The organism is Desulfofundulus thermocisternus DSM 10259 (assembly GCF_000686645.1).
GTDB classification, from domain to species: domain Bacteria; phylum Bacillota; class Desulfotomaculia; order Desulfotomaculales; family Desulfovirgulaceae; genus Desulfofundulus; species Desulfofundulus australicus.
This window is the reverse complement of sequence record NZ_JMLG01000003.1, coordinates 14,302-34,251: the sequence shown is the minus strand read 5'-3', so window position 1 is coordinate 34,251 and position 19,950 is coordinate 14,302. Positions and strand designations below refer to the sequence as shown.

General features: G+C 54.2%; 25 protein-coding genes and 1 pseudogene. 17 read left to right on the top strand and 9 right to left on the bottom strand.

Annotated features, from left to right (window positions below):
* Positions 1-149 precede the first annotated feature (149 nt).
* The gene (locus BR83_RS0104155) at positions 150-587 is read left to right on the top strand and encodes an iron-sulfur cluster assembly scaffold protein (RefSeq protein ID WP_027356010.1); all 438 of its coding nucleotides are present in this window, start codon (positions 150-152) and stop codon (positions 585-587) included.
* On the opposite strand, the gene BR83_RS0104150 is transcribed toward BR83_RS0104155, so the two are convergent.
* The 3 genes from BR83_RS0104150 to BR83_RS15045 are packed head-to-tail and all read right to left on the bottom strand — an operon-like array spanning position 584 to position 1,664.
* A complete protein-coding gene (locus tag BR83_RS0104150; protein ID WP_027356009.1) occupies positions 584-1,156 on the bottom strand; it encodes a manganese catalase family protein in 573 nt (190 codons plus the stop codon). The genes BR83_RS0104155 and BR83_RS0104150 overlap by 4 nt on opposite strands.
* 15 nt (positions 1,157-1,171) lie before the next feature.
* Positions 1,172-1,429 carry a spore coat protein CotJB gene (locus BR83_RS0104145; RefSeq protein WP_027356008.1) on the bottom strand — a complete coding sequence of 86 codons (258 nt, stop codon included), beginning with the start codon at positions 1,427-1,429 and terminating at the stop codon, positions 1,172-1,174.
* A gap of 25 nt (positions 1,430-1,454) precedes the next feature.
* A complete protein-coding gene (locus BR83_RS15045) occupies positions 1,455-1,664 on the bottom strand; it encodes a spore coat associated protein CotJA (protein WP_034634492.1) in 210 nt (69 codons plus the stop codon).
* A 258-nt stretch (positions 1,665-1,922) separates the two neighbouring features.
* Here BR83_RS15045 and BR83_RS15040 point away from each other — a divergent pair, with 258 nt between their 5' ends.
* From BR83_RS15040 to BR83_RS0104100, 7 genes are all read left to right on the top strand, one after another.
* Positions 1,923-2,642, top strand: coding sequence for an N-acetylmuramoyl-L-alanine amidase (locus tag BR83_RS15040; RefSeq protein WP_051617877.1), 720 nt, complete (start codon positions 1,923-1,925; stop codon positions 2,640-2,642).
* Between the two features lies 1 nt (position 2,643).
* The gene (locus tag BR83_RS0104125; protein WP_242839624.1) at positions 2,644-3,555 is read left to right on the top strand and encodes a serine hydrolase; all 912 of its coding nucleotides are present in this window, start codon (positions 2,644-2,646) and stop codon (positions 3,553-3,555) included.
* Between the two features lie 16 nt (positions 3,556-3,571).
* Positions 3,572-4,741 (top strand): D-alanyl-D-alanine carboxypeptidase family protein, encoded by a 1,170-nt coding sequence (locus tag BR83_RS0104120; protein WP_027356005.1) that lies wholly within the window; start codon positions 3,572-3,574, stop codon positions 4,739-4,741.
* 136 nt (positions 4,742-4,877) lie between these two features.
* Positions 4,878-5,216 (top strand): anti-sigma F factor antagonist, encoded by a 339-nt coding sequence (gene spoIIAA / locus BR83_RS0104115; RefSeq protein ID WP_027356004.1) that lies wholly within the window; start codon positions 4,878-4,880, stop codon positions 5,214-5,216.
* Positions 5,217-5,228: 12 nt separating this feature from the next.
* On the top strand, positions 5,229-5,684 hold the full coding sequence (gene spoIIAB / locus BR83_RS0104110; protein ID WP_027356003.1) for an anti-sigma F factor: 456 nt from the start codon (positions 5,229-5,231) through the stop codon (positions 5,682-5,684).
* 12 nt (positions 5,685-5,696) lie between these two features.
* On the top strand, positions 5,697-6,479 hold the full coding sequence (sigF, locus tag BR83_RS0104105) for an RNA polymerase sporulation sigma factor SigF (protein ID WP_027356002.1): 783 nt from the start codon (positions 5,697-5,699) through the stop codon (positions 6,477-6,479).
* Between the two features lie 89 nt (positions 6,480-6,568).
* Entirely contained in the window at positions 6,569-6,763 is a 195-nt protein-coding gene (locus BR83_RS0104100) for a dodecin family protein (RefSeq protein WP_027356001.1), read from the top strand.
* 172 nt (positions 6,764-6,935) lie between these two features.
* Here the strand turns inward: BR83_RS0104100 and BR83_RS0104095 are convergent, their stop codons facing one another.
* Entirely contained in the window at positions 6,936-7,367 is a 432-nt protein-coding gene (locus BR83_RS0104095) for an acyl-CoA thioesterase (protein WP_034634490.1), read from the bottom strand.
* 257 nt (positions 7,368-7,624) lie between these two features.
* Between BR83_RS0104095 and BR83_RS15035 the strand changes: the two genes are divergently transcribed.
* Both BR83_RS15035 and BR83_RS17545 read left to right on the top strand, forming a co-directional pair.
* Positions 7,625-8,893, top strand: a complete 1,269-nt coding sequence (locus tag BR83_RS15035) for a S8 family serine peptidase (RefSeq protein ID WP_157832961.1) — start codon at positions 7,625-7,627, stop codon at positions 8,891-8,893.
* Positions 8,894-8,987: 94 nt separating this feature from the next.
* Positions 8,988-9,206: pseudogene (locus BR83_RS17545) on the top strand (sigma 54-interacting transcriptional regulator); the annotation flags it as partial.
* Here BR83_RS17545 and BR83_RS0104085 read toward each other — a convergent pair.
* The 5 genes from BR83_RS0104085 to BR83_RS0104065 are packed head-to-tail and all read right to left on the bottom strand — an operon-like array spanning position 9,154 to position 12,882.
* Complete coding sequence (locus BR83_RS0104085; protein WP_027355999.1) at positions 9,154-9,675, bottom strand: acyl-CoA dehydrogenase family protein; 522 nt, start codon at positions 9,673-9,675, stop codon at positions 9,154-9,156. The pseudogene BR83_RS17545 and the gene BR83_RS0104085 overlap by 53 nt on opposite strands.
* Positions 9,676-9,677: 2 nt before the next feature.
* On the bottom strand, positions 9,678-10,505 hold the full coding sequence (locus BR83_RS0104080; protein ID WP_027355998.1) for an SDR family NAD(P)-dependent oxidoreductase: 828 nt from the start codon (positions 10,503-10,505) through the stop codon (positions 9,678-9,680).
* Positions 10,506-10,537: 32 nt separating this feature from the next.
* The gene (locus tag BR83_RS0104075) at positions 10,538-10,987 is read right to left on the bottom strand and encodes a MaoC/PaaZ C-terminal domain-containing protein (RefSeq protein WP_207640172.1); all 450 of its coding nucleotides are present in this window, start codon (positions 10,985-10,987) and stop codon (positions 10,538-10,540) included.
* Positions 10,988-11,012: 25 nt separating this feature from the next.
* A complete protein-coding gene (locus BR83_RS0104070) occupies positions 11,013-11,462 on the bottom strand; it encodes a MaoC family dehydratase N-terminal domain-containing protein (protein WP_207640171.1) in 450 nt (149 codons plus the stop codon).
* On the bottom strand, positions 11,440-12,882 hold the full coding sequence (locus tag BR83_RS0104065; RefSeq protein WP_027355995.1) for an OB-fold domain-containing protein: 1,443 nt from the start codon (positions 12,880-12,882) through the stop codon (positions 11,440-11,442). Before BR83_RS0104065 ends, BR83_RS0104070 begins: the two co-directional genes overlap by 23 nt.
* Positions 12,883-13,384: 502 nt before the next feature.
* On the opposite strand from BR83_RS0104065, the gene spoVAC reads away from it, so the two are divergent.
* The 7 genes from spoVAC (at position 13,385) to BR83_RS0104030 (ending at position 19,929) form a co-directional block, all read left to right on the top strand.
* Positions 13,385-13,849, top strand: a complete 465-nt coding sequence (gene spoVAC / locus BR83_RS0104060; protein WP_027355994.1) for a stage V sporulation protein AC — start codon at positions 13,385-13,387, stop codon at positions 13,847-13,849.
* Between the two features lie 12 nt (positions 13,850-13,861).
* Positions 13,862-14,875 carry a stage V sporulation protein AD gene (gene spoVAD, locus BR83_RS0104055; protein WP_027355993.1) on the top strand — a complete coding sequence of 338 codons (1,014 nt, stop codon included), beginning with the start codon at positions 13,862-13,864 and terminating at the stop codon, positions 14,873-14,875.
* Between the two features lie 11 nt (positions 14,876-14,886).
* Entirely contained in the window at positions 14,887-15,240 is a 354-nt protein-coding gene (gene spoVAE, locus BR83_RS0104050; protein ID WP_407637321.1) for a stage V sporulation protein AE, read from the top strand.
* An 11-nt stretch (positions 15,241-15,251) separates the two neighbouring features.
* Positions 15,252-16,781, top strand: a complete 1,530-nt coding sequence (locus tag BR83_RS0104045) for a spore germination protein (RefSeq protein ID WP_242839620.1) — start codon at positions 15,252-15,254, stop codon at positions 16,779-16,781.
* A gap of 87 nt (positions 16,782-16,868) precedes the next feature.
* The gene (locus BR83_RS0104040; RefSeq protein WP_034634488.1) at positions 16,869-17,858 is read left to right on the top strand and encodes an acyl-CoA dehydratase activase-related protein; all 990 of its coding nucleotides are present in this window, start codon (positions 16,869-16,871) and stop codon (positions 17,856-17,858) included.
* The gene (locus BR83_RS0104035; protein WP_027355989.1) at positions 17,855-18,943 is read left to right on the top strand and encodes an acyl-CoA dehydratase activase-related protein; all 1,089 of its coding nucleotides are present in this window, start codon (positions 17,855-17,857) and stop codon (positions 18,941-18,943) included. Before BR83_RS0104040 ends, BR83_RS0104035 begins: the two co-directional genes overlap by 4 nt.
* Complete coding sequence (locus BR83_RS0104030) at positions 18,940-19,929, top strand: acyl-CoA dehydratase activase (protein ID WP_027355988.1); 990 nt, start codon at positions 18,940-18,942, stop codon at positions 19,927-19,929. Before BR83_RS0104035 ends, BR83_RS0104030 begins: the two co-directional genes overlap by 4 nt.
* Positions 19,930-19,950 lie beyond the last annotated feature (21 nt).

The window sequence follows — 19,950 nt, the reverse complement described above, 5'->3', positions numbered from 1 at the left end:
GAGCAAGGCTTTATAGCCCTCCTCATACTTTAATCGATGCCATGGTTAACCATTAAAACGGATGACAGCGGTCGCCCGCGTGGGCGGCCGCTGTTCCGGTAACTTTGCCGCAAGTATTCAGCCATGAAACATCCCGGGAGGTTTTGTAAATGGACTTTGAACTGGATAAACTGGCTGCCGAACTCCAGAAAGAAGTATGGTCGCAATTCAGCGAAGTGGTAATTGATCATGCAAATAATCCCAGAAACGTCGGCTGCATCGAGGAAGCAGATGGATACGCCAGTGTTACCGGTGTCTGCGGCGATACAATCCAGATCTGGCTGAAGGTTAAAGACGATTCAATCAGCGAAATAAAATTCTGGACTGATGGCTGCGGGACCACCATTGCCGCTGGAAGCATGGTCACCGAACTGGCCAGGGATAAGACTGTGGCCGAAGCCTTGCAGATTACCCCCCGTGATGTGCTGGACGCTCTGGGAGGGCTGCCTGATGAAAGCGCCCATTGTGCTTTCCTGGCGGCAAACGCCCTGCATGAAGCCATAAAAGATTACCGGAAATCTCAGGGCAGGGGTTCAGCGCGGGATTAGAAAACCTTTTTCCGCGTCAGTTCCTCCTGAACATCAACCAGTGCTTCACCGAAACGCTGGAAATGCACCACTTCCCTTTCCCGCAGGAAGCGCAGGGTATCCTTTACGCCGGGATCATCGGTCAGGCGGATCAAATGCTCATAGGTGGTCCGGGCCTTTTGTTCCGCTGCCATATTCTCATGCAGGTCGGTTACCGGATCGCCGGTGGCCTGAACGTAGGCAGCCGTCCACGGAACTCCACTGGCATCCACCGGGTAAACTGCACGGTCATGTTCGGCAAAATAGGCGCCCAGATCTTCCCGGCGCAGCTGTTCCGGTGTGGCACCTTTTAACAGGCGGTAAATCATGGTGCCCACGATTTCCCAGTGGGCCATCTCTTCGGTACCTATATCTGTGAGGAGGCCGCGGGCCTTTCGGGTAGGCATGGTATAGCGCTGGGTTAAGTATCGAACGGCAGCGGATAGCTCGCTGTCAGGGCCACCGTACTGGGCCATTAGATATTTGGCCATGCGCAGGTCGGTTTTATAAACCCTTACCGGATATTCCAGCTTTTTTTCGTAAATCCACATCCTCTCCAGTCCTTTCTAAAATTGAATCTCCCAGGGCCACGGCTCTTCAATCCATCGCCATGGGTATTCACTGGGCGAGAACCCATAGGATACCAGGGGACCATACAGGTGCTCGTAATGGGCCTTTAACTGGTTGAGGCGCTCGGTGACCTGGTTGTATTCGTTTAAAGGTTCCTGTTCTTCGGGATGGGTGTCCAGATAAAGATTGAGCTCTATAGCCGTGAATTCCAGGGCCATAATTTCGTGCAGCAGTTGCAGTTGCCTCGAATCCACTTATTGTCCTCCTTTCCATTTGACTTCAATAAGGATAGGGGCTGTAAAGTTCCGGGAATAGAGTCCCTTTTTCTAGAGCTTCGGCCGGGGAATAGGTTCTGCCGTACCTCTGGGGAGGTACATAGGCCCGGGCCAGCCTGAGCGGGGGATAAAAGCCGGATGTATGGGTTATGGTAGTGGCATCAGCGGCCGTTACTTTTAGTTCCTGCCCCGTTTCTTTTTCTGTGCCCGACATATCCAGTAACCTCCTTATATGGAAAACTATGCATTTATATTAGATAGAGTATGTAACACCCTTTGAGAATGATACTTTAAAACCGGGGCACGTCCCGGAAGCCGCCTTTTCAGGGCGGCCTTAATTTTTTTAAAGCCACCTTTTTGTCAGAAACTAGATCCCGGGGCGACTTATAAATTTCACTTGAACTGTAAACCTTAAGTGAGAACAAAGGCCGGGTGGCTATAAATAACCGGGAAAGCGTTGAGGTGGAATAACGTGCTGCACTTTACCCTGTGCCATTGTGCCCGCATCGTGCTGGCCGCAGTTGTTTTAACTATGGCCATGCAGGCAGCCTTCCCCGCGGCGGCGTCTCCACCAACCGGAGAACTGGCCGGGAAGATAATCGTTGTTGATCCGGGACATGGTGGAGACGATCCGGGTGCAGTGGGATGTCACGGTATTGTGGAAAAAGATGTGGCCATGGAGATCGGCCAGCGGGTGGCGAAGATTTTCCGGCAGGCCGGGGCCCGGGTGGTATTGACCCGGGAGGGAGATAAAGGGCCGGTACCCGGAGAAAAGGGCCTGAAAGCAATTCAAACCCACGACCTGGCCCGGCGGGTGGAGCTGGCCAACCGGTGTGGTGCGCATCTATTTCTCAGCATCCATTTGAATCATTTCTCCGAGGCCGATGAATACGGTGCCCAGGTATTTTACCAAACGGGTTCCCGGGAAGGACAGAAACTGGCCGAGGCCATCCAGGTGGAGCTGAACAGGGACCTGGTGGATTCAGGACGCCAGGCCCTTGCCGGAGACTTTTACGTTTGCCGTAACTCCCGCATGCCGGCGGTAATTGTGGAGGTCGGATTTTTAAGCCATGAGCATGAATCACGGCAACTAACCGATCCCGGTTACCAGGAGCGGGCTGCCCGGGCAATTCTGAAGGGCGTGATTAATTACTTCCGGGGTGGCGAGGGGGAGGTGAAACAGCGTGATTAGAATGAGCCGTCTCTTAATGGTGGTGTTCCTTTTATGCCTGCTGGCCGGTGCCGTCGCTGTCGGTGCGGGTTACCCGGAAACCAGGGATTTTTCCCGGCAGAAGTTGCAGGATAAGGATTATATACCTTTGCAAAGGCAGATGGAAAAGTTTATTCAAACGAGAAAGTCCACCTTTGCCATTTACTTTGAAGACCTTGCTTCCGGGGCCAGTTTCGGTATAAATGCTGATAAACCCATGGTGGCAGCCAGCACGGTTAAACTGCCCATGGCTCTTTACATAAATGAACAGGTTGTCCAGGGCAAAATGCACTGGTACGACCGGGTGACTTATCGTAAAGCCACCGACTACGAAGACGGGTCGGGGGTGTTGCGCTACGAGGCCAGGGACGGGGATACCTATTCCCTCCGCCTCTTGACCAACCTGGCCATTACCATCAGTGACAATGTGGCTTTTCGTATGCTGGCCAGGCATGTGGGCAGGCCGAATTTTTATGCCTACATGAAAGAACTGGGCGGCCGGACGGTTTATCCGGGAGGGAAAAATTTAACCACCGCCCGGGACCTGGCCACCTATGTCAGGGCCACCCTGGATTTTGCCCGGCGCCATCCGCGGGAGGGCCAGCGCCTGCTGGATGACCTGGCTCACCCCTCCTTTCACGTCGGCTTACCCGGGCTTCTTCCCCATCATGTTATGGTGGCCCATAAGGAAGGAGACCTGGACAATGTGGCCAACGACTGCGGGGTAGTTTTTTGCCAGCGGCCATATATTCTGGTGGTATTATCCAGTGGAGTAAAGGATGTCCGGGAGGGTTTTGCCGATATAGCCCGGCTGAGCAGGATGGCCTATGATTTTCAGGAGTCCCTCCCGGCAGCTGAAATATTCCCTGATTACCAGCCGAAACCAAAGAAGTAGGGAGGTTTAAATTGAAATGTTTGCCCGGAGGATATTCTGCACCTTGCTGGCCTGCTTGTTTTTCATGGTTCACGCCCTGCCAGCCTGGGCGGTAAAGGAGAAGGAAGAGGGAACCAGTGGCGGGCTGGAAACCACTGCTGAATCTGCGGTGCTCATGGATGCTCACTCGGGAAGGGTTTTATGGTCCAAGAATCCGGATAAAGAATTGCCCATGGCCAGCGTAACCAAAATTATGACCCTTCTTCTGGCCGTAGAAGCGGTGGAGCAGGGTCAGGTGAGCCTCAAGGATCGGGTGGTGGCCAGTGAAAATGCGTGGGAAATGGGCGGCTCGCAAATTTACCTTGAGCCCGGAGAGGAATTCAGCCTGGAGGAAATGCTCATTGCGGTGGCTGTGGGGTCCGCCAATGATGCCAGTGTGGCTGTAGCCGAACACATCCTGGGTAGCGAAGAGGCTTTTGTGGAAGCCATGAACCGGCGGGCGAAAGAACTGGGCTTAAAACATACTCATTTTGTCAATTGCACGGGTCTGCCTGCCCCGGGACATTATACTTCGGCCTATGATATGGCGGTTATTTTGCGGGAGTGCTTGAAATATCCCCTTTTCCGCCGGATATCCTCCATATACGAATATGACCTGCGGGGCGGGAAATTCAAGCTGTGGAATACAAACAAGCTTCTCAAGTGGTATGAAGGTGTGGATGCCGGTAAAACAGGCTGGACCAATGAAGCCAAATACTGCCTGGCCTCATCGGCGGTACGGGACGGTCTGCGGTTGATCGTAGTGGTTCTGGGTACGCCCGAGCCCAAAAGTCATTTCCGCGAATCCATCAAGCTTTACAAGTATGGTTTTGCCCGGTACAAGGCGGTGAATATTTACCCTGCGGGCGCCAGGGTAAAGTCCATCCCGGTGAGTAAAGGCGTGGTGGACAGGGTGGATGTAGTGGCCAGAGAGCAGGTAACGGTAGTAACGCCGAAAGGGGAAGACCGTGGTCTCAGCACCCACCTGGAACTTCCTGCCTCTGTAACTGCTCCCGTTAAAAAGGGACAGCAGCTTGGTTTCTGTATCGTAAAAAAGGATGGTCGGGAATTGTTGCGCGTGCCCCTGGTGGCCCGTTACGAAGTTAAAAAGGCCAGCCTGCTGCAGCAAATTAAAAAAGTATTTTTCCGCCAGCACAGCATTGGTTAGCAGGTGTCCCGGCAGCAGGGGCACCTTAAAATTTGCATTTCCGAAGAATATATGGTAACATTTAGCAGGAAAATGCTGCCCGCCGTAGAAGTTTAAGTAAAACAGGTAAGGTACCAGAAGTGCGGGGTGAACTGAGTTGGAACTGGATCTGGAAATCAGGCAGGATACCCTGATCGTCCGTCCACAGGGTGAACTGGACCTGGGAGTGGCTGACTTATTACGCCACACCCTGGAAGATTATTTAAACAGGTATAACGTACGCCACCTGGTTTTAAATTTGAGCCGGGTTACTTTTATTGACAGTTCCTGCCTGGGAGTTATTCTTGGGCGTTATAAGCGCCTGGCCAGGGAAGGGGGCAAAGTTTCCCTGGTTGGCCTGCAGCCTCATGTGCACCGCATTTGTGAGCTTTCAGGACTTTTTCAGGTTATGGGTGAATACAGCACCGAAGAAGAAGCCATAGCCAGAGCCGGGTGAGGGGGGATTGCTGTGAAAGTGGTTAACCAGCTGAAAATGGAATTTTTGAGCCTGCCGGCCAACGTGGCTTTTGCCCGGGTGGCTGTGGCCGCCTTTGCTTCCCAACTGGATTTTACATTAAATGACCTGGAAGAAATTAAAGTGGCCGTTTCGGAAGCGGTAGCCAATGCCATTATCCATGGTTACGAAAATTCCCCCACAGGCATAGTAAAAGTACATGTTTCTCTGCTGGAGACAGGAATAGAAATCCGGGTGGAAGATAACGGCAGGGGCATTGCCGATATCAAAAAAGCGCTGGAACCTGCTTATTCCACCGATCCTGAACGCATGGGACTGGGGTTTGTATTCATGCAGTCCTTTATGGACCGCCTGCATGTGGATTCCAGCCCGGCCAGGGGGACCCGGGTGACGATGTTTAAAAACATTAATAACCGGGGTGCAGCGGCCGCTTCCCAGGGGGGGCATTGAGGTGATTGCCCCATGAGTACCCGGTTAGTGGAAATGAATTTACCCCGCTTCCCTCTCCTGGGCGATAAGGAGATGAGGGAGTTATTGCGCCGCGCCCGGGCGGGGGATAAGGCTGCCCGGGAAAAGTTGATTAACTGTAATTTGAAGCTGGTCTTCAATCTGGTCCGGCGCTTTCAAAACCGGGGTTATGAACTGGAGGACCTGTTCCAGATTGGTTGCATCGGTTTAATGAAGGCCATTGATAAATTTGATTTAAGCTATGATGTAAAATTTTCTACCTATGCCGTACCCATGATTGTGGGGGAAATCCGGCGCTTTTTAAGAGATGATAATCCTGTTAAGGTAAGCCGGTCAGTTAAGGAGACCGCCTACCGTATTCAGCAGGCCCGGGAACGCCTGACGGGGCGGCTGGGGCGGGAACCCTCGGTGGGTGAAGTGGCCGCGGAGCTGGGGATATCCCGGGAGGATGTTGTAATGGCCATGGAAGCTGCCCAGGCACCCACCTCCATTTACGAAACTCTCCACCAGGACGACGGGGATCCCATATACCTCCTGGATCAGCTCCGGGATGGAGATGAGGGGGAATTACCCTGGCTGGATCATATTACGGTAAAAGAATTACTCATGTCCCTGCCCGAACGGGATAGAAAAATTATTATCTGGCGCTTTTTTGAGGACAAAACCCAGGCCGATGTGGCCCGCCGGCTGGGCTTATCCCAGGTTCAGGTATCCCGGCTGGAACGCCAGGCTTTAAAAAAACTCAAAGAAATGATGCGCTCCGGGGAAGAGGGGTAACCCCGGGAGTTTTTTTTTCGGAATAAAATACGAGCTCATCGCGGATAATAATTTCAGTGTTAAAAAGTTTATCAAAGGGGAGTGACTTTATGCATATTAAAGTTTCAGAATTAGTGGGTGAATCGCCTAATGGCTGGAAGGCTGCTGTTCAGGCGGCCGTAGACGAGGCCTCCAAAACCATCAGCGATATTGTGGGCGTGGAGGTAGTTAACCTGACGGCCAACGTCCAGAATGGCCGGGTTGTGGAGTACAAAGCCAATGTCAAAATTGCCCACCGGGGCTAAATCAAATACAGAACCTGCCTGTATTTTGCAGGCAGGTTCTGTATTTAGAGCTTTTTAAGTTTTTGGGGAGGGATATTTGGAGGTTTACATAATATGCAGGATTTGGCCCCGGTAAAGTCGAATCTCTCCCGGAGACGGGCCGGCAGGTTTTAATCTTTAAAAATGGCAGGAATTACTGAGGTAATTTTTCAAAATTTTCAACGATACTTCGGAAGAAACCGGGTACCGGCTGTGTGGAACGGGTTGCAGTGTTATAGTTTACATAAACAGTTTCTGCTTTGAGTACCAGCACCTCGCTATTCTCTTTATAAATTTCAAAATCTACCGTAAAGCTTTTATTTCCAATATGGGTAATCCGTACCCCTATTTCCAGTACCTCGTCAAAAAAGGCGGGTGCTTTGAATTCAAGGGTGGTTTTTACCAGAACCATATCCATCTTGCCTTCTCTGGCCAGCTGATTGTAATCCAGCCCGAGGTGCCGGAAATATTCCGTAATGGCTACGTCCAGATAGGTCAGGTAATGGGCATTGAAAACGATTCCCTGACCGTCAATTTCAGAATAGCGTACCCTCAGCCGGTGAAAAAAGCGAAAATCGGAACGCATATTAATTCTCCTGGAAGCTGTTTTGCTAGATTTAGCAAATTAATTAGGTAAATCACTAAAAACCGAAAGTGCTTCGCCGTTGACGAAGCGCCCGGGTGTTTAAATCGTACCATGTATTACAGTTATTATCAATAGTGGGAGGTGATATTACCCGGTAACCAGATGAGGGAAACTGCTAAAAGGACCGGTTAAACGCAGGAAATAGCAGGCATTGAAGGGCATATATGTATCCATAAAATTGAGGGGGGTACCCGGTTGTGCAAAAGAGGTTAATGTCGATCGTGATTATTCTGGTCTTGGGATTGATGGTGTTGAGTACGCCTGTATTTGCAGCATTGACTGCTGCGAGAAATTCCGGGAAAAGTTTGACCACCAGCCGGCTGGTGGTTAAATTTAAGGCCGGTACAGAGAAAAACTTAAAAGAGAAAGCGCATATGCGGCACGGCGGCAGGGTGGTAGATGAGATTCCCGCCCTGGACGTTCAGGTGGTGGAAGTACCTGCGGAAAAAGTAATGGAAAAAGTTAAGGAATACCAGGGGGAAGAGATGGTGGAGTTTGCAGAGCCCGACTTTGTGGCCACCGCCCTGGAAATTCCTGACGACCCATGTTTTTACAGGCAGTGGGATATGCATAACACCGGCCAGACGGGGGGTTTGCCCGATGCTGATATAGACGCACCGGAAGCCTGGGATATTACGTCCGGCCGGCCTTCGATAAAAATCGCCATTCTGGATTCCGGTATTGACCAGGACCACGAGGACCTGGCAGATAAAATAATTTCCAACGTAAATTTTACAACCAGTCAATCGGTGGATGATTTCTTTGGCCATGGTACCCATGTGGCCGGAATTGCCGCTGCTGCCGGTAATAACAATAAAGGTATTGCAGGCACGGCTTACAACGCTTCCCTGATGAATGTGAAGATACTCGATGATACGGGGAACGGTTACTATAGCTGGATTGCCGGGGGAATTGTCTGGGCGGCAGATCACGGGGCCAAAGTAATTAACATGAGCGTGGGGGGTACACAGCCGTCCAGGCTTCTTAAGCTGGCAGTCGACTATGCCTGGTTAAAAGGTGCCGTGCTGGTTGCGGCAGCGGGAAACGCCGGCACCAGGCAGCCTTTTTACCCCGCAGCCTATAAAAATTGCCTTGCTGTGGGCGCCACTGACGCCAGTGATCAAAAGGCCTATTTTTCAAACTATGGCAGGTGGGTAAGCGTAGCAGCTCCTGGTGTGAATATATTTTCAACCCTCCCCAATCACCCCAGCGTAATAGGTAATTACCTGGGCGTTACCGGCTACGGTACGCTGGACGGCACTTCCATGGCAGCGCCGCATGTTTCCGGCGTGGCGGCACTGATCTGGGCTACAAAATACGGCACCAGCAACGTGGCAGTAAGGGAACGAATCGAATGTACAGCCGAACGTATTACGGGAACCGGCAATTATTGGACCTGCGGGCGGGTGAATGCGTATAACGCTGTAAAGCCGGCAGCCAGAGAACCCGGTTCTGCTGCTCATTGAGGTGATGGTCCTTGCGCATGAAGGACATCATGACCCCCGGGGTACCGGCTTTAAAGCCGGGTGATTCTTTAAGGCGTGCGGTAGAACTGTTCTTTCCACCATACTCATCCGGGGGGAAAGCGGGACGGGCAAGGAACTCTTTGCCCAGGCCATCCATGCCGCCAGCCCCAGGCGAAACGGTCCTTTTATCAAGGTCAATTGTGCAGCCATTTCCGAACATTTGCTGGAATCCGAGTTTTTCGGTTATGCTCCCGGTGCTTTCACCGGTGCCCGTAAAGGGGGTAAGCCGGGCCGGTTTGAGCTGGCTCACGGGTGCTCAAAAAGCCGGGGGAACCTACCGGAGGCGCCTGGGCGAGGCGGAACGGGAAGTGATCATCTCGGGCAATAAAACCAGGGCCGCGCAGTTGCTGGGTATCAGCCGTTCTGATCAGATCGCCTGATACACAGCCGGGTAACCATTTTTGCTTTTGTGCTTCTGTACCGTAGGAGTGGATATAGGGCACGACAATATCGCTGTGCAGGGGAAACAGGATAAGGGTGCCCGCCCTGGCCAGCTCTTCGGCAATTATAACCGAGTATTCAAATCCCGCGCCGGTACCGCCGTACTTCTCCTCCACCCACGGGCATAAATAACCGTTTTCCCCTGCTTTTTGCCAGATCTCCCGGGGTATCCGGCCCTCCTTTTCCCATTGCAGGTAGTGAGGGGCGATTTCCTTCTGCACGAACTTTCTAAAACCGTCGCGAAAAATTTTATAATCGCCGGAATCAAGGTTCAGGGCCACTATTACAACCCCCCGGTAACCCGTAACACTTCCCCGCTGATGTAGTCAGCCAGGGGAGAGGCCATGAGCAGGATGGCGCCGGCAGCTTCTTCGGGAGTGCCGGGGCGGCGCAAAGGGATGGTGGACATGAACATCTGGCGCATGCTTTCCGGGATACCGATGGCTACCTCTTTGCCCTCCCGCCTGATGGCCTCCCCTTTTTCCTTGGCCTGGGTAAGGCGGGTATCGATAAAGCCAAAGGCCACGGTGTTCACGCAGACGTTGAAGGGTCCCCATTCCTTGGCCAGGGTCTTGGTCAAACCTACCACGGCAGCCTTGGCGCTGGAGTAATTAACCTGTCCCGCGTTTCCGTCCAGGCCGGCAATGGACGAGATATTAATGATCTTACGCGTTTTTACCGGCTGTCCGGATTCCCTTTCCTTTTTGGCCGCATCCCTTATATAGGGGGCGGCGGCCCGGATAATGCGGAAAGGGGCGGTGATATGCACTTTAAGCATGGCTTCCCACTGTTCATCGGTCATCTTGTGAATGACGCCATCCCAGGTGTAGCCAGCGTTGTTGACAATGACATCTATGCTGGGGCCAAATGCTTCCACCGCCGTTTGGATAAGCTTCTCCGCAAAGCCGTCGGCGGTGACATCCCCGATGCAGGCCACGGCCTGGCCTCCTCCGGCCCTGATTTCCTCCACCACTTCCATGGCCGGGGCTTCATCCAGATCGCTTACCACCACCCGGGCACCCTCCCGGGCGAAGAGCAGCGCCGTAGCCCGGCCTATTCCCCGGCCTGCTCCGGTGATAATGCAATTTTTATCTTTGAGCATGAGTTCCATTTTTCAAAAACCTCCCGGCTTTAGCCACAGGTTTAAAGATGTGTGCTCTTCAGCGGCAGCGCTGCCTCAAAGGAACCTTTAAGTTTAACTTCACCTTTTTCATCCGCAGCGATCACCTCGCCAACTACAAGGCCGCAACCATTTTCGATCCGTTTTTCCACCACCCTGCCGGTAACTGTAATTTTATCTCCCGGCCTGGTCATGCCCGTAAAGCGTACCGCCAGGCGCCTGAGATATCTGTTGGGCACCCAGCGCGTAACGGCCTGGCCCGCAAAGCCCATGATCAGCATGCCATGGGCGATTACACCGCCCGTGCCCGCCTTCTGCCCCACCTCATCCACGTAGTGCAGGGGGTTGAAGTCGCCCGATGCGCCGGCGTATCTGACCAGCTGGACCCTGTCTACAGGCGGCCTGGTAATTGGGGGCAGGGACTGGTTTAGCTCAAAATCCTCGTAAAAGACAGGGGTTTCCATCTGTTTCATTTCACCTCCGGCATCCATGTTTGGCCTATTTTCTTTCGATAATTGTATGGCGTGAGGAGAGAACGAGCTCACCCTCCTGGTTGAAATATTCGGTTTCCAGAATGAAGAGGTACATTTTACCTTTATCAATAATCCGGGAGAGCCTGCAGACGGCCTCAATCCGGTCGCCGGGGCAAATTTCCTTGAAATAACGGTATTCCTGTTCCCCGTGCAGGACTTTAACCGGATTTAACTGTAGTTTGCTGCATAATGTGGTGAAGTCCATGCCGCCCCACAGGTCTATGCAGGTGCCGAAGGTGGGCGGGGCGATGATATCCCGGTAGCCACGGGCGCGGGCGTATTCTGGATCGGTATACAGCGGGTTGTCGTCGCCAATGGCCAGGACCAGTTCCCTGATTTTACCCCTTTCTACCAGATAGGTGAAACGGCAGAGTTCCCGGCCCACCAGGTTTTCACGGCTGCTCACTTTTTTCACCTGCTACGAACCTCCTGGGTCTGGCCTTCCAGTAGTAATTGTGGATGCCGCCCGCCCGGTAGAGCCGGCGGAAGGTCATCTCCACCTCCATGCCGATCTCCACCCTGCCGGGGTCACAATCGGTCATTTCGCAGAGCAGGCGCCCGCCCCCTTCAAAATCAACGACGGCAAATACTACAGGGGGGTCCTGGGAAAATGTCAGGTGGTCGATGGTGTAAGTGGCAATACGGGCGCTGAAATCGGCAAAGCGGTAGGGAGCCATTTCATCTCTGGCCTGGCAGTGTACGCAGACCCTCTGGGCGGGGATCTGCGGGGTGCCGCAGCGATTGCAGCGGCTGCCGTAAAAGGCCAGGTTTCTTCTGGCGTTTCGCCACATGGCCGGGGCCGAGGGACGATCCGGATCGGGCCGCCTGGGGGGCTCGAAATCCAGCATATTTTTCCAGCGCAGGTAGGTGAGATAGTTCATGGTATTTTTCTTTGAGGCCAGGTGGCCGCTGACCCCCCGGCGGGGTGAAAAGTCCTTTATCTTCTCCGTAGCCCTGAATAAAATGGCCTCGGCGCCTTCGCCAAAGGTTACCATCAGGATGCGGTCGCCCGGTTCGGCTTCTTCCAGAGCAGCGGCCAGCAGAAGGGGTGCATGAGCCGCCCCGGCCAGGCCCACCCTGTCAAAAAGGCCGTCCTGGGTCTGGTCCTGCCGGAAGCCCAGGGCAAGGGCCATACCTGTGTGGTACCGGGGAGAGGGCGCGTACAGGGCGATTTTTTTGATATCCGCAGGGGTTAGTTGTAGCTTTGCTGCCAGGGAGGCAAGAGCCCTGGTGACCAGCGGGGCGTAACCCCGCGATGTTATGAACCGTTCTTCCCAGGTACGCACGTAGCGATCTTCTGCCTCCCTCCACTGGGTCAGCACATCCCCCGCCACGCTGCACCACCCTTCTATTTCGGCAAGCACATTTTCCGTTCCAACCACAAAAGCTGCCGCGGCGTCGCCAAACAGCTGCTCAAAATGCCCTTTGGCTGCCGCCGGCCGGCAGTCCGCCACTGCCACCAGGACACTGCCGCCATCCGCCCTGGCTGCATCTGCAGCAGCCAGCAAAGCGGTGGAACCGGCGCGCAGGGTGGAAGTGAAATCGGCAGTGCGTACATTTTCCGGAGCATCCAGGGCAGCGGCCACAGTGGTGGCCGATTGTTTTTCCCGGTAGGGAGGGGTGGTGGTGGCGAAATAAACACCGCTCAGGGCTGCGGGGGACAGGCCGTTCAGACAGTCCCGGGCGGCTTCCACGGCCATGGTGACGCTATCTTCGTCGTAATTGGCCACGGCCTTTTCCCCTGGAGGTGCCGGCTCGCCAAAGGCTTCGGTCAGTCGCCGGCGATCCAGGCGGTTGAAGGGGATATAAGCGCCGTAGGCGGTTATGCCTGCCATTGCTCAACCTCCTTTTGATCAGGTTATTTGTTTAATACGTTAATTCCAATCAGGCTTATACAAACTTCCTGTTCGTAAATTCTACACGCAAATCGCATGCCAAAACCGGGCGACCGGTCCCCCCATCCCGGCCAGCGTCCCGTCCAACCCTTTGTTTACCCGGTATGGTCACCGGTACCGCTACAAATCGATGTACCGGGGCGTGCACAGTGCCTTGCCGGGGGCAGAGGCGTTTTGTTCCCTTCCTGCGAGGGTGTTGTCTTGTTCCGAAAACAGGACAAATGTACCGAAAACGGGACGGTTGCCGGTTTAAATCGCAGAATTTTCAACCCGGTTTTCCGGCCTCTGTTCTCAGGCATGCACTTTGCACCTTAAGGTGTGAAAGCGGGGCGGAAGCCAGCCACTGCCCTTTAATTTGGAGTACGCTACAATACATGGGAGGTTTTTCCTGGCGCATAATCGTCAGGAGGCAGGGAAACTATAACAACCGGAGGTGAAATGGATGGCCGAGGTCAAGGATTCCCAGCCTCTGGAAATACAGAAAAGAGAGTACCAGAAGATGGTCCAGGAAGTTCAGCCACGGCCAACCGTGGGGCGCAATGTTTTCTGGGCTTTTGTTGTCGGTGGTTTGATCTGTGTCTTAGGGCAACTGCTTTTAAACTTTTTCCAGGGGCGGGGGCTCCCTTTAACGGAAGCGGGAGCCGCTACCTCCACGGTACTGGTTTTTCTGGCGGCTCTGCTTACAGGATTGGGTGTTTATGATGAAATAGCCAGGTTTGCCGGCGCCGGCTCCATCGTGCCCATCACCGGCTTTGCCAACTCCATGGTTGCTCCGGCCATGGAATACCGGGGAGAAGGGCTTGTTTTGGGTGTGGGAGCCAGGCTTTTCACCGTTGCCGGGCCGGTGCTAGTTTTTGGCATTGTCACGGCCTGGCTGGTAGCAGTGTTGTATTATTTCTTCCGGTAGGAGGTGAAACCTTTGCCGGCACCCAAAAAGAACGGTCTGCAGACCGTGTGGTTTCAAAATCCACCGGTAATTATTTCTACGGCCACTATTGTGGGAAGCAAGGAAGGCCAGGGGCCTCTGGGACATACTTTTGACAAAGTGGTGGAGGATAATTATTACGGGGAGGATACCTGGGAAAAAGCGGAACGGCGTATGCTCAAGGAAGTCATGCAGAACGCCATCCAGCGGGCCAACCTCCAGCCGCAGAACATAGACTACCTGCTGGCCGGCGACCTGTTGAACCAGATCATTAGCGCAAATTTTGTCGCCAGGGATCTGGGTATTCCCTTCCTGGGCCTGTACGGGGCTTGTTCGACCATGTATGAGGGACTGGCCCTGGGGGCCATGCTCATTGATGGTGGTTTTGCCGATTATGTGCTGGTAGGGGTGTCCAGCCATAATTCCACGGCTGAAAGGCAGTACCGTTATCCCACAGAACAGGGTGTCCAGCGCCCCCTGTATGCCAGCTGGACAGTAACCGGGGCGGCAGCAGCGGTGCTGGCCCGCCAGGGTAGTGGGCCCGTAATTACCCATGCCACCATCGGCAAGGTAGTGGACTTGGGTCAGAGCGACCCTATGAATATGGGGGCGGCCATGGCCCCGGCAGCCGCCGACACCATGGCCCGTCACCTGATGGATACCCGGCGCCAGCCTGCCTACTACGACCTTTTTATCACCGGCGATCTGGGGACCTACGGGAGGGAGCTGGCCCTTAAGCTGATGCAGCAAAAGGGTTACGACATCTCCGACCGGTTCAGTGACTGCGGGATCTTAATTTATTCTCCCGAACAGGATGCCCATGCGGGAGGTAGCGGCTGTGCCTGTGCCGGTGTAGTTACCTGTGGTTACCTGATCCAGGAAATTAAGGCCGGCCGGTTAAAGCGCATCCTGGGGGTGGCCACCGGTGCCCTGCTCAGCCTTTGCAGCTACCAGCAGGGAGAAACCATTCCCGGCATTGCCCATGCCGTAGTCATAGAAGGACGGTGAGCTACAGCATGATGTTTTTGAAAGCCTTCATCGTCGGTGGTTTGTTATGTGTGGTTGCCCAGCTTCTGATGGACCTGACCAGCCATAAGGTTACCCCTGCTCACGTGCTGGTGGGTTTTGTCACAGCGGGTGCTATTTTAAGCGCCCTGGGGTTATACCAGCCGCTGGTGAACTGGGCCGGAGCGGGAGCGACGGTGCCCTTGAGCGGCTTCGGCCACCTGCTGGCGCAAGGGGCCATTGGAGGGGTAAAAGAAAAGGGACTTCTGGGGGCATTTTCCGGAGGAGTGGCCGCTACCGCGGCCGGCATAACTGCGGCAGTCGTTTTTGGTTACCTGGCGGCTCTGGTCTTTCGACCAAAAGGATAGGAGTGGATTTTATGACCCAGCAAATGGCAGATACAGGTCAACAGGCGGTGGCTACCGGCAATAAAACGCCGGTGAAAAAACGGCTGGAGGAAAACACGGAATTACTGAAAAAGACCCTGGGTATAGGGGAAAGTTTTGATATCATCCTGCGTGAATTGAACATTGGTGGGGTAAAGGCGGCCCTGGTCTTTGTGGACGGGCTGACCAACGACCAGATTTTTACCCTTGTCCTGGAACACCTGGCCGAGCTGGAGCGTGAAGGTATGACCATCAATACCTTCCGCAAGCTTTTCTACCGCCATGTCCCCTACACCGAGGTCAGCGAGGTGGGGTACCTGGAGGACGTGGTGGAAAAGGTACTTTCCGGTCCCCAGGCACTGCTTATTGACGGGGAAGAAAAGGCCATTATAATTGATGCCCGGATTTACCCGGTTCGTCAGCCCGAGGAGCCGGACCTGGAAAGGGTGGTGCGGGGTTCCCGTGATGGTTTTACCGAAACGCTGGTTTACAACACGGCCCTTATTCGCCGTCGTCTCAGGGATCCCAGGCTGCGGATGGAAATCCTCCAGGCAGGTAACAGGTCCAAAACAGATATAGTTGTTTGCTTTCTGCAGGATGTGGCCAATCCTGATCTGGTGGACAGCGTGAAGGAAAAAATTAAAAGCATCGATATTGACGGCCTGCCGATGGCGGAAAAGGCGGTGGAGGAATTAATAACACCCGGTAGTTACTGGAATCCATTCCCCCGGGTACGTTATACCGAACGGTCCGATGTGGCGGCCATGCACCTGCTGGAGGGCCACGTTCTGGTGCTGGTGGACACTTCCCCCAGTGTGGCCATTCTCCCCGCTACATACTTTCATCACCTGCAGCATGCCGAGGAATACCGCCAGAGCCCGGCAGTGGGCGTATGGTTGCGGACAGTGCGCTTTGTGGGCGTGGCCATATCCATATTTCTGTTACCCCTGTGGTTGCTGGCCGCCCTTCACCCCGAGTTACTGCCCCCGGCTTTAAAATTCATTGGTCCAAAGAAGATTGGGGCCATTCCTCTAGTATTGCAGTTTATTATTGCCGAGTTTGCCGTGGATATGGTCAGGCTGGCCACCATTCATACCCCCACGGGCCTGTCGGTGTCCGTAAGCTTGATTGCTGCCCTGCTCATCGGTGATATTGCCGTGTCCGTGGGTCTATTTGCCCCGGAAGTAATTTTATATACAGCGATTGCCGCCACGGGGATCTTTCTTACTCCCAGTTACGAGCTTTCCCAGGCCAATCGCCTGGTGCGCCTTTTCTTGCTGGCGGCGGTGATTGTGGCCGGCCTGCCCGGCTTTATCCTCGCCGTTCTGATCACCTTTGCTTTTCTGACGGCTACCAGATCTTTCGGGGTTCCCTACCTGTGGCCACTGATTCCCTTTAACTGGATGGCGATGAAAAAGGTGCTGGTGCGTTCCCCTGTGCCGGTGGACAACATCCGGCCCAGCATCTTAAAACCGCGGGACAAATACAGACAGAGTGTACCCGAACCGGCCCGAAAACGTTAAGTAAGTCCCCAGGCCGGGGACTGTTTTATTTTTTGTCCGGCGGGTCATAATAAAAGTTGTTAAAACTGGGAAGGAGTGAGCGGCAGCTTGAAAATAGGCATTCCCAGAGCGTTACTGTATTACTACTATATACCTTTATGGCGTACCTTTTTTGAAGCCCTGGGATTGGAGGTGGTCATTTCCAGGCCAACCACGAAAACAATTTTGGAATCCGGCCTGCGGCACACCGGCGATGATGTTTGCCTGCCTGTAAGGGTGGCCTTCGGGCACATAATTGATTTGAAAGACCGGGTGGATGTCCTTTTCCTGCCCCGCCTGGTAAGTATCGCCCGGCGGGAATATGTCTGCCCCAAATTCCTTGGTTTTCCCGACATGGTCAGGCAGGGTATTTCCGGGCTGCCACCTCTTATTGAAGCGGATCTCAACCTGTACCGCAGGGACAGCCTTTATCCCTTTTTCTCTGCCCTGGGTCGTAATTTCACCAGTAACCGGTTTGCTATTTACCTTGCCTGCAGGCGGGCCCAGCAGGTTCAGGCCCGTTATGTGCAGCTGCTGGAAAAAGGGTTTTTTCCGGAAGAAGCCCTGGCCATATCATACCGGGGAGCTTCGGAAGAAAAGCGGGAGCCTGCTCGCGGGTGGCCCCGGGTGGCTGTAATTGGTCATCCTTACAATATTTACGATCCCTATATCAGCATGAATCTCCTGTCCAGGCTGGCCCGGAGTGGGGTGCACGTTTGCACTGCCGACAATCTCCCGGAAACCCTGGTCCGTGAACATGCTGCCAGGTTGCCCAAGCACCTCTTTTGGAGCCTGGGCCAGCGCATGATTGGTGCCACCTGGCATTACCTGCAACGGCCGGATGTGGACGGTATCATCCATGTGGCTTCCTTCGCCTGTGGTCCGGATTCCCTGACCGGGGAACTGATTTCCCGGGAGGTGAAAAGGCGGGGAAAACCCTTTCTCAACCTCACCCTGGATGAACACTCGGCGGAAGCAGGGGTGGTAACCCGCCTGGAGGCTTTTCTGGATATGATGAGGCGCAGGCCGCTTCTCCAGGTGGGAGGGAATGGGAGATGAAAGTTACTTTTCCTCATATGGGACGTATGTGGATATGCCTGTCAGCCATGCTGGAATATCTGGGGGTAAATGTGGTGGTACCCCCGCCCACCAGCAAGCGCACCCTGACCCTGGGTGCCCGGCATGCTCCGGAATTTGCCTGTCTTCCTCTCAAATTGAATCTGGGTAATTTTATGGAAGCGGCGGAACAGGGAGCGGATACCATTCTCATGGCCGGCGGGTGCGGCCCCTGCCGTTTTGGTTATTACGCCCAGGTGGAACACGCCATCCTGGAAGATCTGGGCTATAATTACCGCCTGGTAGTACTGGAACCGCCCCGAAAGCACATCGGGGAACTGTTATCCAAGATCAAGTATATCACCGGCCACAGTTCATGGCGGGAAGTTATAAAGGGCATTTATTTTGGTTATCAAAAAGCCCGGATGGTGGACGACCTGGAAAAACAGGCCCACTTCCTGCGCCCACGGGAAGTTCAAAGGGGCAGCGCGGACAGGGCGTTTAAGCGGGCCCTGCAGGAGGTTATTGCAGCCAGGGACCCGCAGGATCTGCCGAAAGTGCGGGAAAAAGTGCGCAGGATTATGGGCGCTGTAGCCGTGAAGCCCCGGCCGGTTCTGCGGGTGGGGATTGTAGGGGAAATCTTTACCCTTTTGGAGCCTTTCGTTAACTATGATTTGGAAAGAAAGCTGGGCTACCTGGGTGTGGAAACCGACCGGTCCATTTATTTAAGCGAGTGGATTAACGATCATCTTTTCCTCGGGCTGGTGAGGGGGCAGCGCAGCCGCAAGGAAGCCTGCCGGGCGGCGGCCCCGTATTTAAATCATTTTGTGGGGGGACACGGGCAGGAAACTGTGGGCAGCGCGGTTATTTACGCCCGGCAGGGTTATGATGGGGTGATCCAGCTTCTCCCCTTTACGTGCATGCCCGAAATAGTGGCCCACAGCGTGTTACCCGGAATAAGTAATGAGCTGGGCATTCCTGTTTTGTCCATCACTGTGGATGAACAGTCCGGGGAAGCGGGGCTGGTTACCCGCCTGGAGGCTTTTGTGGACTTGCTGGCCAGGAGAAAGGGAGTGGTTGTGCAATGAAGGGGTATCTGGGTATTGATGTTGGTTCCGTAAGCACCAATCTGGTTTTTCTGGATGAGGAGGGCAGGGTGAGGGAAGCTATTTACCTGCGTACCCGCGGGCAACCCATTAATGCCTTACAGGAAGGGTTGCGGCAGCTGGCCGGGCGTCTACCTGAAAATACGGGTATTCTGGGGGTAGGTGCTACCGGCAGCGGGCGTTTTCTGGCCGGCATAATTGCCGGGGCCGATGTGGTTAAAAATGAAATTACCAGCCATGCCGTGGCTGCCTCTACCCTGGTACCGGGAGTGCAAACTATACTGGAGATTGGAGGGCAGGACTCCAAAATCATTATCCTGCGCAACGGTGTGGTAACCGATTTTGCTATGAACACTGTATGTGCCGCCGGTACCGGTTCTTTCCTGGACCAGCAGGCGGCCCGCCTGAATATTCCCATTGAAGAATTTGGCCAGCTGGCACTGCAGTCAACGGCTCCGGTACGCATAGCAGGCAGATGTGCCGTTTTTGCGGAATCGGATATGATTCACAAGCAGCAGATGGGCTACAGTTTGCCCGATATCCTGGCCGGCTTATGTGAAGCTCTGGTTCGCAACTACCTGAACAACGTGGGTAAAGGTAAGGAAATCCTTCCACCGGTTGTTTTCCAGGGAGGGGTGGCGGCCAACGCCGGTATGCGGCGGGCGTTTGAGCAGGCGCTGGGCTGGAAAGTATATGTCCCCCCCCATTACGACGTGATGGGTGCCGTGGGAGCGGCCATCCTGGCCCGGGAAAAGATGGCCGGTGGAGGCAGCACTCGCTTCAGGGGATTCGGTGTGGCCGATACCAACTTTAAGGCTGGGGGATTTACCTGTGAAAATTGCCCCAACCTCTGTGAAGTGGTGGAGATTACCTGTGAAGGGGAAATAGTTGCCCGCTGGGGGGACCGCTGCGGCCGCTGGTCCGGTTCCCTGGGGTATCAGGATGAGGAAATAAGAAATGCTGTATGAAAAAGGGACGGTTAATTTAAA